Genomic DNA, 14,394 nt, shown 5'->3' with positions numbered 1-14,394 from the left:
GCATTCTCCTCAGATACACTGATATGGACAACGAGAATGTGACCATCCTCCAGTCCACCCCGCGAGAAAACACTGTGCCTTCGGACACCGGTCCTGAATTTTCTTTTTCCGATGCCGTCGACGGGCTGAGCACGCGCGAACTGCTTTCGCGTACCTATCGCGATCTGCGTGCGATTGCCCGGTCCCAGATCGAGAAAGAGCCTTCCGGCCACACGCTTCAGGCGACCGCCCTCGTTCATGAGGTCTTTCTACGCCTGACATCCCAGCGTACCAAGCGGTGGGAGAATCAGGAACAGTTCCTTGCGATCGCATCAGTCATGATGCGTCGGATTCTTGTAGACCATCACCGAGCCAAGCACGCAGCAAAGCGGGGAAAGCATCTTGCTCGAACGCCAGTGACGGTCGATGTTGCACATACGGTGGCTATGTCAGACGTTGATCTTGTCGCACTCAACGATGCGATCGACACGCTGGCAGCGGTTGATGCGGATGCTGCAAAGATTGTTGAGATGCGATACTTTGGTGGCATGCGTGTTCAGGAGATTGCACGGCATCTTGGTGTGACCGAGCGATCAGTCCATCGCCGATGGACTTTCGCCAAGGCATGGCTCGCACGGGTGCTGTACCCGTTTGATAGCGAGCAGGAAGGGACGCCTTCCGATGCATGAGCCAGAATCACATTTACTCGCGCGCGTGCAGGAACTGCTTGAGCGTTCACTTGGATTGCGTGCGGATCAGCGCGAGAGCTTTGTATTGCGAGAGAGTGCAGATGACGAGAAGACCGCGCGCGAGGTGCTCTCGCTGCTTGATGCGCTGACACGTGCCGGTGATGCGCTCGAACCGCCGGAGATTGATGGAGAACGCTCAAGCAACGAGTCGCTGATTGGCGTAATGATCGGCACAGTGCGCATTGATGAACTGATTGGTCAGGGCGGCATGGGTGCGGTCTACGCAGGAACAGACATGAGGCTTCACCGACGCGTGGCTGTCAAGGTATTGCCCGCATCGCTCGCAACAGACGCTGATCGTCGATTGCGACTGGAGCGCGAGGCTCGAACTCTCGCGGCGCTCAACTGCCCCGGCATTGCAACAATCTATAGCATTGAGGATTCAACATCTGGTCCCGTGCTCATCATGGAGTATGTGCACGGACAGACGCTTGCTGCAAAGCTCAAGCGATCACGACTGACACACGAGCAGGCAGTATCCATTGCGGATGCAGTACTTGTCGCGCTTGCAGCGGCGCACGAGGCAGGTGTGATCCATTGTGATCTGACACCATCGAACATCATGCTTGGTGACGACGGTACTGTGAAAGTACTCGATCTGGGCATCGCGCTCGCAAGGCAATCTGAGGGAGTGGCCGAAAGCAGCGGTCGTGCGCATGTAGCGGGTACGCCTGACTACATGAGTCCGGAGCAGGCCCGCGGCGATGCTGTCGATCGACGGACCGACATGTGGTCCTTTGGTTGTGTGCTGTTTGAGATGATGGCAGGTGTGTCATACGCGCGATGCCATCCGCAGCAAATCGAAGCGCATCTTGAACGCATGCCGGATGCTGTGCGCCGCGTTGTTGCGTCGTGTCTGCGGACGGATGTTCAAATGCGCAGACGTGATGCAAGCGATGCTCGCATTGATCTGCGTGAGCCGGAGCGAAGGGAGTTGACTAACGATCCCGCACGAGTGCCATCGATTGTTATTGCGATTAGCGCGCTCGTGTTGATCCTTCTCGCGGCATGGATGACAAGCCCTCAATCAGGATATCTTCCCCATGAGCCGCCCCCTCTGCTGACGGCAACTCTTGACACCGGTGATCATGAGGTTTTTCTGCAGTGTGTTGGTGGTTGTTTTTCACTCTCACCAACACTCGATTGCGTGGTATTCACGTCGCGCAACCACGAGGGCAAGACGGTGCTCTGTGTACAGGAGTTGCTGTCGCAACAGACGCGACGGATCGAAGACACCGAAGGTGCGTTCTCGCCGTGCTTTACTGCCGACGGCAGCGCCGTTGTATATTACGACCATGATGATGGGCAGATCCGACGTGTGCAACTCGACAATGGCGCACCGATTGCATTATGCTCGCTTACAGACGCTGCATGGGGCCTGTGTGTTGCGCGTGACGGGTCGGTGTACACAGTTGGATCCAACGGACACGGTCTGTTCCGTGTCGATGCTGCTGCACGATCACTCCTGCCTGTCCCGGTTGTCGGGCTGAATATGAGCGAGGTACTGCTTTGTCAGTTGACGATATCGGCTGACGGTCGCTCGCTGGTACTTGTAGTGCATGAGCCAGCATTACAACACACGCGCATCGCATCAGTGGATCTCGAATCGGGTACTGTGCGCACGATTGTGGACAATGCCTCGTGTCCCCGCGTACTTGACGACGGATCACTTCTGTTTGTGCGTGATGGCGTGATCATGCATGCAACGATTGATCCGGTATCCGGCACCGCGTTGGGCGAACCCACAACCATTGTTGATGGCATCGGGTTTGAACTCGGGTTAACTTATCCTCGCTTCGATGCACGCAACACGTCCATGCTTGTGTTTGTCGGCGATGGTATTTCATACACATCGCGATCGTTCCTCGAATGGCACAGCGCAGAAGGAGAGCGGAGGATCATGTTTGATGCTCAGATGACGCTCGATATGCCACGTCTGTCATTGGATGAGCAAACGGTGGTCTACGTCGCAACCGACGAGTATGGCACTGATCTCTGGCGTGTCGACATTGCTCGCAGAGTACCGGTGCGACTGACCAGCGGAATGCATGTGAGTTTCCCGTGCTGGTCGAACGACGGCATGTCGGTGCTCTTCGCTGCACCAGATGCAGATGATGTCATGCATGTTTGGAGCATTGATGCGCAAGGAACCATGCCAGCCAGATCCATCTACACCCACACAGAAGCGCAGCGCGGCATTGTCCTGAGCGAGCAGTGGGAGGATGGCACGGTGGCGCTGGCAGTGGAGACCGACGGGCACGGTACAACAGACATCTTTCTGCTGCGTCCTGGCAGTGATTCGCTTGAGCGCGTGTTTGAAACGTCGGCTGATCGTGTAAGCCCCAGACTCAGCCCCGACGGCACGATGCTCGCATACACATCAATGGAGACCGGCGGGCTTGAGGTCTATGTCGAGTCATGGCCATTGCGCACGCGCAAAGTGCGCGTGTCCTCAGATGGCGGATTACGTCCGCAGTGGTTGCAAGGTGACGGCACCCTCGTTTATCGGCGAGCAGGCGATGTGTTTCGTGCGGTACTCAATGACGCGCTGGTGACAGCCGAGCCTCGGCGCACTCATACGGGCCTGCCGGACACGCGCTACGACATCACAGCCGACGGACGCGATGTGCTCAGCGCGTCGTACGCCGAGACAACACAACCGCATTCGCTATCAGTTCGAACAAGCTGGATGCTTCGGTCAACGATGCGATAAATGGGCCGAGCATTTACACACATAAAACGTGTGCCATCCAGATTATGCAGATGACGACCGAAATGAGCGACCACAACTCGCCATCTGATTGATGCGACTTGCGGATCATGAAATTTACCAAATAGTCCTGCTGGATGTTTATCTTGCACTTGTTCTAACATCTGCTATGGCATTGACAATGTGATTCGTGACACACATGTATAACAACGTGAAACGACAGCCAAGCTGGGATTGATTGACAGGCCAGCTCATTGGCATCCGTTTGAATATTTGTTGCCATAGCAGATGTAATCAAAGATGCTGAATCCACCGGATCCGTCACAATCCGCGTACGGATTCTGACTTGCGTATGCATTGCCAAAGCAGATGTAGTCAAATATGTTCAGCATGCCGTTTTCGTCGCAATCTGCCGGGCAGAGTGCTGTGCCTCCCAGATCAATCTTCACGACAACTGACGACCATGTCACCGGGTTGCTGGAGAACCCGTTACCCCATCCAGAGAAGTACGCATATCGACCGTTTGGATCGAGCGCGAGATTCTTCCAACTGAATGACGTGCTGCCGCCAGCGAGATCGCCCTCGACTGCATCGATCAGTGTCCCATCAGCTGCGAAGTGATGGATGATGTAGTCTGGCCCAGGCTTGTCTGTGTCACATCCGAGTCGAACCACCTCACCATTGGGAAATGTTGCGATGTTCAGGCTCTGGTCTTCTGCAAACGCAGGGCCGATTGATCCGTAGATGTTGAACAGCCTCACCTGTCCGGATGAAGTGTAGCCGAGCGTCTGGATGTCGAAGTACTCCCAGCTCCACCCTTTCCATGCTTCGCCAGTCGCGTAGACCTGATCGTCCAGACCAATCGCGAGCGCATAGCCACGATCCCACCCATTGCCCGGACCGTTGTAGTTTCTCTGCCAGACAACCGCACCAGTCGGCGAGAGTTTCACCGTGTGCATGTCATCGGTGGATGCACCGAGATCGACAGTGCCCGTTACAGCAAGATTGCCTGCTGAATCAAACTCGACATCGAATGCATCTGCATTCCCGGGCACGGACGGTTCTTTATAATATGTCCAGAGTGTGTTGCCGTTGGCATCCATCAATGACGCCATGTACGCGAGGATTCCCGGCGAACTTGTTTCTGATCCAGCAATACCGAGCCGCCCCTGCGCGTCAACAGCAATATCTGCGATGCGATCCCACATGTCACCCCCGCGACTGCGGATCCATTGCAGGTTACCATTGTTGTCGTACCGCAGAACTACGCCGTCTATAAAGTTGCTCCCAGGACCATACTCCTCGCCAGCAACATACACATTATCGTTCGCATCAAGGGCAATATGATGCGGGGTCGCGTTTTCAATACCAGCTGGGCCTGAGTACTCGTGAGACCAGACTGTGTTGCCGGTTGCATCGATGCGCACTGTGCGAATATTGTCGGGATCGCCGGTCGAGAGTGTGGTGGCTGTCCCGAACGTCGCAATGATGTCGCCGTTGGAGGCAATCGCAAAGTCCTCGAGGAAATCACTCTCTTCCCACTCTGACTGCCATTGCCAGAGAATGTTTCCATCAGGATCAAGTCTGACGAGCCAGCCATCGTACACGGGCACGTTTGTCGGGATGTTAAAGACTGTCCCAACAATGCGTGAGCCACCGACAATGACATCGCCGTTGCCTGCTACTCGAATCCGCGCGGGGGATCCCTCAAAGACACGCATCCATTGTTCGATGATGTCGGCTGATGTCGTTCCTGCAGCCAGCATCACTGCAGCGATCGATGTTGGAATGAACTGTCTCTTCATTGTTTGTGTCCTTGTGTCTAGTTGTTTTCCACCGTGTTTCAGTTGCACCCTGCCGCGTATGCGCTGCCGAAGCAGATGTAGTCGAAGATGTTCCACGCACCCGAGTTGTCGCAGTCGGCGTATGTGCTCATAGCTGCATACTCAACGCCGAAGCAGATGTAATCGAAGATATTGAGGCTTCCTGAGTTGTCGCAGTCGGCGTAGCAGGGCGCATCCGGCACTAGAGTGATCGTCGCGCTTGTCGCAGAGGTCACCTGGAATCGCTTGTCGCGAACGATGACACGAACGATCGCTGTCATAGGATCAACCAGTTCGGGAAGTTTCCAGTCGAACTGGGCTTTCGATCCATCGAGTTCCTGGGCAATCACGCACCAGCTTGCGCCGTTGTCGTATGAGGCGTGAATATCGACGTTGCGAACAAAGTCATCATCCGAGGCAGACCATGTAACAGGTACAGTCTGGTTGCTACCGTAGGTTGACGGCGATGTGAGCGAGGTGAGGCTCACTGTCGGCGGCGCATCACCTGTGCTTGCATCAGGCCGGATAGAGAAATACGGTGTGTACTCCCACTTGTAGAAGTTGTTACCATAGTTGAAACGAACACCGATACGTGCAAGGTCTGTCGATACAGCCGGTGTGTCAAGCCCCAGTGGCAGGCAACTCACGCCGGTGTGCGCGCCGCCGAGGGACTGCGCATACCGCATATCGTCGATGAAGAGATATACACTGGTCGTGCCGCTCGCACCCTGAGAGGTGTAGCAGACATCAACATTCTGTCCGGGTTGCAATGGTCCTGTGATTGGGGTTGGTATGACTGTCCCCGGAACATCCGAGATCGGGTATCCGAACATGACCTCATCAAACCCCTGCTGACCAAGCTCGTCGATAACAACAACACGGAACACCGCTGCATCGAGAAGATTTGATGGGACATGATCGGGGATCGTCACCGCGACACTGCGCGCATTCGGTGCGATATCGGGAACAAGAATCTCGAGTGGCAACCCATCGTGATCAGCAAAGTACAGGTGCTGGGTTGCAATAAATCCATCGTCCTCGACTTCCCAATGCAGGATAATCTGGTTCCCCTCGCGCTGGAGTGCACCGATTGGGAGCATTCTGACGAGCGGAGGATGGTTCGTTGTTTGGGGGGGTGTTGTTCTCCACGGCTGAACGAGTGTGTTTGCCGTCACATTATCTCCCTGGCCGGAAGGGTTATAGATTGCATGGTTGGGGCCAGACGGATCTCCCCACCAGTTGTTCATGGCAGTCGCGTTGTTGTTGTTCCGCACCTCAAGACCGTATGTGTTGTTCTCGAATGAGTTCGGATTCCACTGCCCGTCCATTCTGACGGAACCTGTTTGTGTTGAGGTCCGAATTCCAGCAACAGTATTGTTCGTAAAGATAGATCCTTTTACATCCAGAGTGCCATAGTTCGACACGTAAGCGCCCACTTGATTTTCTTCGAACACGCATGAATCGATATACGTCTTGGTCTCGTCACTAATTACCCCAAGCTCTGAACCAGTCATCTTCCAGTATCGCGCATGCGGGCGGTTTGAGTTGATTGCGAAGTTCACTGTGAGAAACTCGGTTCCAGGAATATGAGGCTTGAAAGTAATGGGCTGTTCGGGCGTTCCCATTGCGGTAATTTCGGAGTTGTATGTCGCCCAGAAATATGCACCGGGCATGAACTCAACTTCGACGCCAGGTTCAATATCGAGCCTTCCGCCTAGCCACATAGATTCGTTAGGGTCATGGTTGACCACGTACGGCATGCCAAGATTTGGGAATGTTACCCATCCCGAGATCTGTGGCACCGGCATATACAAATGGTTGTTGATGTTCCCTGATACGGGCAGAGTACTGCCAGGTTCAATGCCAGCGCCATCAAGAACAACCGGATATAGATTGTTCTGGATCGTGTTGTTGGGACCAAAGAAGTAATCGAAACCGTTAATGTGGAATGGCGCATCAGATGTGTTGTCCGATGCACTGACACCATCTATGTGGAGTGTTTGGGCAAGATGGTATCTGCCCGATCGGAATACAGTGTTGCTGAGTGTGCCCCCCTCATAAATCACATATGTGTCATTAAGGTCAATCGTTGCCGCACTGAAGTTGCAATCATAGATCGCAACAGTCCCCCATCGCGTATAGAAGCCGCCCTGATTTGTGAATGTGCAGTTGCGAGCGACGATTGTTGCAGCTTCTGAAAAGAGTGTGCTCGCGTTTGCAGTTGTCAATAGAGCAGAACATTGAGTATTCGCAAGATCAAGAACGCCGGATCGCGCGATGACAGGTGGAGAAAAAATGCTCGTGCCACCATTAATCGTCACCGGGCTCCCAGATGTTCCCTCAGCTCGGACGGTCCCGTCGATGCGTATCTGACCATTCGGCCCGATGTTTACCGTCACACCCGAATCAATGATGAGTGTGGCTGTATCGGGCACGGTGATCTGGCTCGAGACAGACACCGGACTCATCGCATTTGTCCAGTGCACCGTCTGACCAGGCCCAGGGACTGTCTGAGCGACTGCACTGGCACAGATCGAGATGGCAAGCGTTGCTGCGCATATCGATCGAGCATAAGAATGTGTGTGGAATAGGTCTGTCATTGTGTTTCTCCGTTTGCATTGTGTCTGCAATGGCTAGGTGTTTCGAATAGAAACGCAGTCTGTGCTCCTTACGGGCATCCAGTGCTGTACGCGTTGCCAAAGCAAATGTAATCGAAAATATCCCACGTGCCGTTGGAATCACAATCGGCGTACTGCGCCATGGCAGCATATTCGTTGCCAAAGCAAATGTAATCAAAGATATCTACCGAACCGCTCGTATCGCAGTCGGCGTAGCATGTTGAGTCGATCGGAACGAGCACGAATCCTCGCGATGTACCAAATCCAGGGCCGAAGTGGCCGTACCCCGCAATGTTGCCCGAGTTCGAGATCGAAACAGCCCGATCAAGAATGAAACCGCTCACAGGATCAACCAGATCATTCAGATCCTCAATGCCGTGTGATGGAGACCATCTGTACGCAACACGTGAGAATGTGCCCGCAGGAGCTGCTGCCCCAACAACGATGTTTTCATCATTGATGTCGAGTGGTGTGTTATTGCTGGAGAGCCCGCCCTGCAATCCGGGCAGATATTCGAATCCGCTGGCGAGAGACCATGTGTACGCGGTCTGCACAGCACCGTCCCAACCCTGCCCAACAACAACACCAGTGTTGTTGATCGCGTACGCGTTGCTTGTTCCAAGAGATGAACCAGCGAGCGCGAGGTGCAGATCGACATGCGTTCCTGTTACGGTGTCGTAATAGAATGCCTCAGTGTCTGTTTCCTGTGAGGTGACCGACACATATCCTACAACCTGTCCTGACTCGTTTGTGTCGTGGATCATGCTGGCGGCTGGAACAAACTGTGCCACATCGACTGTGCCCGTGGCCGGAGTCCAGTAGAACGCTCGGTCATATGACTGATTGCTCGTGCTGCGCCAGTGAGCCGCACCAACCACCATGCCTGTATCCGTCATTGCTGACGGGCGGATGTTGGCATAAGAACCGATCCCTGGAATAACAGCTGTCGAACCACTTATATACCTGACAACACTCCCAGCAACCAGATCACCTGTGTTATTCAGCGTGTCAATAGATGATGTAGCAGTATCCACAATCGAGCCGCCAGCTGGTGTCCACGTATACCCCTTGTATGACGTGCTCATGCTCCCACTGGGAAGGGTCGTCGTGTACGTCATGAATCCGACTGCAGTGCCTGCGTCGTTCACATCATGCGTATAGCACTCTGGAATCCCGAATGTGGACAGGGCCTCGATAATGTGCAACTCATACTCCGCTTGCGCAGCTGCACTGCCCGCCATTGCTGCGAGCAAGAAAAGTCCCGCGATACCTCTGGTTGTGTTGTGTGTCACTTTGTGCTCCTTCTTTCTTTTTCTTGCAGACCGGGGTGAGTTTGATCCAGAAAGGCACAGCACGACACGGCTGCATTGCCCTGACAGATGTAGTTGCAAGGCCCGTGCCAGTTCGAAGCCTGCGTATCTAAGCCTGCTGGCTCTGATATGTGTGGTTACAGAGAGTGAATGGCTTCATCTGGCCACTTGCTCTGAAACCTGCTGGCAATCTCTGGCCAGAGATATGTGAACGATGTTTCCGAGCACCCGTCTACACATAGCCAGACAGACTTGATCGCCGATCGTGCTGCGCAAGGTCTCCATGTTCACATGACGTGATCCGTGCAAAGAGTCGCAGGAGCAATCGTGGCATCAGAGCTTGCAACGCAAAAGGAGATGAGCCACCACGCCGAGTACACGAAGTGCTCGTGCGTTTCGGCTATGCGAGGTTATGCTCCGTAGAATGTTGGCTAACAAGGCTGATTTGTGCCCAACGTTGCACAATCGAGAGGTTGCCGGGCTCAGTCTCTGTGCAGGTCCACTCCATTGGTGACGGCAGGACGTGCCAAGAGCTGCCAGCAGCGGAAAATCGCCGCATACCATGCGCAGTTGCGTGGTTTTAGAGCACGTGTAAATGATGTCGATAGTGCAGGTGAACAATCTGCGTTTGCAGGTTGCAAACGTGAATGTCGAGGGTTCGAACTCCTTCATGTTAATACGGTGATGTAATAATATGTTATGGCCAAGGCTCCAACATGGCCACAAATCGTATTAATACAATGTGTAGCGGCAAAGGTAAATACAATGGCCCATGATTGTTTGACAAATACCGAGAGTAAGAAGACTGGAGCCTTCTGGAATAAACTATTCATTGCGATCGTTGTTGCTGTATTGTTAATAGTGATATTTATGCTAATATCTTCTTTGAACGGACTCGGTCCGGGAAACGTGCCTGCATATGGATATGATCAGACAGTCCAGTTTGAGAACAAGAGTTTAGGCTTGCTTTGGATAGCAGTAGAAGGAGATGTACAGTTTGCAACTGTCAACATGGAGACGGTGTTGATCGGCCCCGACAAGAGCAAGTGGATTCCGATTAAATCGCAAGAGGAAGTAGTTATTAGCGGCAAAGTATCAGATGCGTATGGTTTGTCGCGTAATGATCCTGTGGTTTTCTATGTGGCTATTGATTCAGACACAGGTCCTTCAGTAAAACATGCTGCGGCAGTTCGACTCGGTGAAGGCCGCTTCAGAGTAAAACTAAGGCTAGACGACAGTGGTTTACCGCATGCGGAGTTTGAGCGGAGCCCGTTGTAGCTTTCAAAGAGCCGCGTGACATGTGCTATCCAAATATTGGGTAGTGGGTCAGTTTGAGTCTGCCTTTTTCTTGTAGGCAGTCGCTCTTAATCGAAAGCACGAATCGCTTGCCAAAGAGATATCCACCGAACTAATCAGTGAGCTTCTGAGCAAGCTGTTGCATCAATGCGTTTCTTGCTCGGAGTTGGCACCAAATAACGAACAGCCGGTTATCTGGGTTGGATTGATCCGACGTGCTTTGTGCCGTCAGGTTTCTCGATCTCAATCCACCACATTGTGTCTTCGGGCAATGGATCGGGTGCAACTGCGTGGATGTCGTAGTCGTCGTGTGATGGTGCGTACTCACCCCTTGCAACAATCGACGCGAATCGATCCTCCGTGCCGATCCACGCACGAACAACAGTTGACCCATCATCGGAATAGGGAAGTTTAACAACGAGATGCAGTTCCTTCCCGGGTTCGATGGTCCCGTGCCCCTGGGCGCAGCTGATCTCGTGCCCGCCGATCAGCACACTGCCGAGACTCACCTCTTCGTCGTGTCCGTGATCATCACTGTGGTCGTGGGCGTGGTCATCGGCATGCTCATGACTGTCTGGTTGTGAGGTTCCAGTGGTCGAGTCGCCGGAGTTGTTGGTCGCGGGCTTCTTCTCGCACCCTGGAAGGGTAAGGGCTGCTGCCAGACCAAGTGCTGCAAAAATGTACCGTGTGTTTTTCATGATGGGTTCCTTTCAGTGTGTGTGTACGTGGTTGTGCTTGCTGGTGTTCTCTTGTATTGATGATGGTTTACAGAGCAGAGAGAACCCAGCCGGAACAATAACGAGATTAAGAAATGTCGAGCTGAGCAAGCCTCCCAGCGTGACAATGGCGAGTGGTGCAAGCAGTTCGCTGCCCGGCTCGCCAGCAGCCAGCGCGAGCGGCACAAGCCCCAGCGCAGCGCAGATCGCGGTCATGAGAATCGGTGACAGCCGCTCCATGGATCCCCGAACGATCGCCTCCTCGAACGGAACGTGATCAATGCGCATGAGATGGTTGTAATGGTTGATGAGCAGGATGCCATTGCGAACAGCGATTCCGAACAGCGTGATGAATCCGACAAGGCTCGCGATCGAGACAACCGGTGCAATATACCCGTTGCCCGAGCCGAAGATCCCGACGATGTTGCCAATAAAGCCGCTGCCCTCAGTGGCAAAGATGGCAATAACGCCGCCGATCATTGCCAGCGGCATGTTGAGCATGACAAGCAGTGATGCACGGAACGATCCCGTGGACATGTGCAGCAGCATGAGCATGATGACGACAACGCCGAGCCCTGAGATCATGATCGTTCGCGTTGCTGATTGCTGGGCCTCAAACTGCCCACCGAACACAACGGTGTACCCGGCCCTTTGGACGATCGGAGTGACACGCTCGCGAACCTCTGCGACAAGATCACCAAGGTTTGATCCTTCGGCAACATTCAGAGAGATCACGGCTTTTCGCTGGGCGTTCTCGCGCGTGATCAGGTTGCTCGACCGCTCAGGGCCAATGTCCGCAACATCGCGGAGTCGGATGGTTGCACCGCTTCGTCCGCGGAGCATGAGTTGCTCGATCTGCTCAATGGATTCACGCTGATCTTCTGTCAGTCTGACGACAAGCCCGTATTGCTTTAAGCCCTGATTCACCATGGCAACAGTCTCGCCGTAGATTGCCTGGCGGACCTGTTCAGCAGCATCGGCCGGCGCGAGCCCCGCATTTGCAAGGTCGAGATGTCTGTACCGGATTGGGAGCGATGTGATCATGACCTCGCGGTTCGCATTGACATCGCGAGCGCCTGGCAGTGATCTGAGCTCGGTCTCGATCTCCTTCGCAACGGATCGCAACTGCGACAGATCATCGCCATAGACACTGATTGCGATCTCGGCCGGTGTTCCCGAGAGCACGTGGCTGAGCCTGTGTTCGATGGGCTGTCCGACCTGCGTCACAATCCCGGGGACGGAACTGAGCACGGTATCAATCGCAGCGCGCACATCGAGCCTGTCGTAACCCGGCGAGATAGTGACCTCAATCTCGGAGTTGCTGACCGGTTCGGCGTGCTCGTCGCGTTCCGCGCGTCCGGTTCTGCGAGCAACCGTCTGCACACCATCGATCTCTGACAACCGCTGCTCGATACCGCGCGCGAGCCGGTCGCTCTCGATCAGTGACGTTCCGGGTGGCGCAAACAGAAACACCGTGAATGTTCCCTCGTTGAAACTGGGCAGAAACGATGTTCCGAATGTCGACGCAAGCCAGAGTGATGCTGCGGTGGCGACACCTGCCAGTGACAGCACAAGCACACGAAAACGCAATGCGAACCTGAGCGCGGGGGCATACCACGCTTTGAGCCATCGGACAAGAAACCCGTCCGTTTCTCCATGCGATTTGTTTCTTCCTCCACGAAGCAGCACCCTGCATAATGCTGGCGTAACTGTCAATGCGACCGCAAGCGATGCCAGAATGGAAACCATGTACGTCAGACCCAGCGGGCGAAAGAAACGCCCCTCGAGCCCCTGCAGAAACAGCAAGGGGATGAACACCATCACAATAATGATGGTGGCAAAGACCATCGCTGGTCTGATCTCGTTGCTTGCATCGAATACAACATCGGTGATGCGTTTTCGTTCCTGCTCTGGCGCTGCCGCGTTCTGCTTCAAACGCCGGAACACGTTCTCAACGTCGATGATCGCATCGTCAACCAACACACCAATGGCAACCGCAAGCCCACCCAGTGTCATCACGTTCAGTCCGAGATGCAGCCAGTCCATGATGAGCAGTCCTGCTGCGATCGACACCGGCAGTGCTGTCAACGTGATGATTGTTGTTCGGATGTTGAGCAGGAACAGAATCAGGATGAGGGTGACGATGATGACCGCATCCCGCAACACCTCAAGCACGTTGTGGATCGACCGGTTGATGAAATGACTCTGCCGCACGACATCCCGATTCAATGTCATGCCATCCGGGAGCACAGGCTCAATCTGATCAAACATCGCATCAAGCTTCTCTGTGAGTGCGAGCGTGTTCACGCCCGGCGTTTTCTTGATGGAGAGAATCACAGCCGGGAGTCCGCGTTCCGACCCTGTGCCGCGCTTAAGCGCAGGACCCAGTCTGACATCCGCCACCTGTCCGATTGTGACTGGCACGCCGTTGTGGTGTTTCACAATCGTGTTTGCAATGTCATTCTCGGATGTCACTCGACTCTGTTGCCTGAGTGGTATCTCCTGGTTGTTCGTGTTTGTGAGAAAACCACCACTGACTGTGCTGTGCGAGCTTCGTGCAGCTTCAACCACATCGGAGATGGTCAGGCCATAGAGAAGGAGTCGTTCCTGATCAACATTGACCTGGTATTCTGGAAGATCGCCACCGATTGCGACGACTTGCGCTACACCCGGTACAGACAGCACCTTATTGCGAAGATCAAACTCCGCGAACGATCGCAACTCCATCGGTGAAACGCTCCCGTCCGGCGACGAGACGGAGACAAGCATGATCTCGCCGACGATGGAGCTGATGGGTGTGAGTTCAACATGCACATCCTCCGGCAGATTGCCGCGTACCGCGTCTATCCGCTCAGAGACGAGTTGTCGTGCGCGGTACAGATCGGCACCCCAGTCAAGATCAACCCACACGATGGAGAGCCCGATCGCGCTGGAACTGCGAACACGACGCACGCCCGACAAACCGTTGACAGCCGCTTCGATGGGAAACGTGACATACTGCTCGACCTCGTCGGCCGCAAGTCCGCCTGCTTCAGCCATGATCACAACGGTCGGGGCATTCAGCTCTGGAAACACATCGACACTCATTCTCGGCACGCGATACGCTGCATACGCGACAAGCATGATCGCAGCAAGGATCACAATCGAGGAGTAGTCGAGCGAAAACCGAATCAGTTTCTTCAGCACAATCCAG

The 14,394-nt window shown here is 54.3% G+C and carries 8 protein-coding genes; 3 read left to right on the top strand and 5 right to left on the bottom strand.

Annotated features, from left to right (window positions below; all coding sequences use genetic code 11):
• Positions 1-23: 23 nt before the first annotated feature.
• Positions 24-668, top strand: a complete 645-nt coding sequence (locus tag H6815_02145; protein MCB9859229.1) for a sigma-70 family RNA polymerase sigma factor — start codon at positions 24-26, stop codon at positions 666-668.
• Positions 661-3,441 carry a serine/threonine-protein kinase gene (locus H6815_02140; GenBank protein MCB9859228.1) on the top strand — a complete coding sequence of 927 codons (2,781 nt, stop codon included), beginning with the start codon at positions 661-663 and terminating at the stop codon, positions 3,439-3,441. Before H6815_02145 ends, H6815_02140 begins: the two co-directional genes overlap by 8 nt.
• 248 nt (positions 3,442-3,689) lie before the next feature.
• On the opposite strand, the gene H6815_02135 is transcribed toward H6815_02140, so the two are convergent.
• The 3 genes from H6815_02135 to H6815_02125 all read right to left on the bottom strand — a co-directional run bounded on the left by H6815_02135 (position 3,690) and on the right by H6815_02125 (position 9,171).
• Positions 3,690-5,243: a hypothetical protein gene (locus tag H6815_02135; protein ID MCB9859227.1), complete on the bottom strand. Its 1,554-nt coding sequence runs from the start codon at positions 5,241-5,243 to the stop codon at positions 3,690-3,692.
• Positions 5,244-5,281: 38 nt separating this feature from the next.
• Entirely contained in the window at positions 5,282-7,861 is a 2,580-nt protein-coding gene (locus H6815_02130) for a hypothetical protein (protein ID MCB9859226.1), read from the bottom strand.
• 68 nt (positions 7,862-7,929) lie between these two features.
• Positions 7,930-9,171: a DUF3466 family protein gene (locus H6815_02125; GenBank protein ID MCB9859225.1), complete on the bottom strand. Its 1,242-nt coding sequence runs from the start codon at positions 9,169-9,171 to the stop codon at positions 7,930-7,932.
• A gap of 717 nt (positions 9,172-9,888) precedes the next feature.
• Between H6815_02125 and H6815_02120 the strand changes: the two genes are divergently transcribed.
• Positions 9,889-10,467, top strand: a complete 579-nt coding sequence (locus H6815_02120; GenBank protein ID MCB9859224.1) for a hypothetical protein — start codon at positions 9,889-9,891, stop codon at positions 10,465-10,467.
• A 209-nt stretch (positions 10,468-10,676) separates the two neighbouring features.
• Here the strand turns inward: H6815_02120 and H6815_02115 are convergent, their stop codons facing one another.
• Both H6815_02115 and H6815_02110 read right to left on the bottom strand, forming a co-directional pair.
• The gene (locus tag H6815_02115; GenBank protein ID MCB9859223.1) at positions 10,677-11,183 is read right to left on the bottom strand and encodes a hypothetical protein; all 507 of its coding nucleotides are present in this window, start codon (positions 11,181-11,183) and stop codon (positions 10,677-10,679) included.
• A gap of 12 nt (positions 11,184-11,195) precedes the next feature.
• Positions 11,196-14,387, bottom strand: coding sequence for an efflux RND transporter permease subunit (locus tag H6815_02110; protein ID MCB9859222.1), 3,192 nt, complete (start codon positions 14,385-14,387; stop codon positions 11,196-11,198).
• Positions 14,388-14,394 lie beyond the last annotated feature (7 nt).

The organism is Phycisphaeraceae bacterium, from assembly GCA_020639155.1.
GTDB lineage: Bacteria > Planctomycetota > Phycisphaerae > Phycisphaerales > UBA1924 > JACKHF01.
This window is presented reverse-complemented; position numbering and strand designations above follow the sequence as displayed.

Excerpts from the sequence above, each read along its gene's own strand:
- H6815_02135 (MCB9859227.1), bottom strand. The coding sequence starts at position 5,243 with ATGAAGAGACAGTTCATTCCAACATCGATCGCTGCAGTGATGCTGGCT.
- H6815_02115 (MCB9859223.1), bottom strand. The coding sequence starts at position 11,183 with ATGAAAAACACACGGTACATTTTTGCAGCACTTGGTCTGGCAGCAGCC.
- H6815_02120 (MCB9859224.1), top strand. The coding sequence starts at position 9,889 with ATGGCCAAGGCTCCAACATGGCCACAAATCGTATTAATACAATGTGTA.
- H6815_02130 (MCB9859226.1), bottom strand. The coding sequence starts at position 7,861 with ATGACAGACCTATTCCACACACATTCTTATGCTCGATCGATATGCGCA.
- H6815_02145 (MCB9859229.1), top strand. The coding sequence starts at position 24 with ATGGACAACGAGAATGTGACCATCCTCCAGTCCACCCCGCGAGAAAAC.
- H6815_02140 (MCB9859228.1), top strand. The coding sequence starts at position 661 with ATGCATGAGCCAGAATCACATTTACTCGCGCGCGTGCAGGAACTGCTT.